Raw genomic sequence first — 674 nt, forward strand, 5'->3', positions numbered from 1 at the left:
GCCGAGCTTCCAGATCGAACTGCGCCTGGTGACGCCGGACCGCCGGATGGTGTGGGCGCTGCTGTCGGTCTCGGCGGTGCGCGACGACCACGGGAACAACGGCTACTACATCGTGCAGATGCAGGACGTGACGGCCCGCCGCTCGGCCGAGGAGCAGCTGGTCTTCGTGGCCTATTACGATGCGCTCACCGGGCTTTCCAACCGCACCCAGATCAATCGCCAGCTGGAGCAGTCCATCGCCTTCTGCCGGCGCCGGGGCGAGCAGCTGGCGGTGATGTTCATCGACCTGGACAACTTCAAGCTGGTCAACGATTCCCTCGGTCACAACGCCGGCGACGCGCTGCTGCGTGACGTGGCCCGGCGCCTGAAGGGGGCCGTGCGCGAGACCGACATCGTCGGCCGCCTGGGGGGCGACGAGTTCGTGGTGATCCTGCCCGGCGTCGAGGACGACCACGCGGTGGCGGGCGTGTGCGCCAAGCTGATCGCGGCGATGGAGCTGCCCTGCGTCTTCGAGGAGCACCGCATCCAGACCTCCTGCAGCATCGGCATCAGCCGTTTTCCCAACGACGCGGTGACCGGCGACCGGCTGATCGTGGCCGCCGACGACGCCATGTATCGGGCCAAGGAGCTGGGCAAGAACGGCTTCGTGTTCTATTCGAGCGAGTGGGGCCGGC

The 674-nt window shown here is 67.7% G+C and carries 1 protein-coding gene; it reads left to right on the forward strand.

Features of this window, described 5'->3' with window-relative positions; genetic code table 11:
- Window positions 1-674 (forward strand): sensor domain-containing diguanylate cyclase (locus L6Q67_RS23835; protein WP_296576094.1); only part of this gene is annotated, 674 nt, incomplete at both ends.

The sequence above is a fragment of the Zoogloea sp. genome, from assembly GCF_023150065.1.
GTDB lineage: Bacteria > Pseudomonadota > Gammaproteobacteria > Burkholderiales > Rhodocyclaceae > Zoogloea.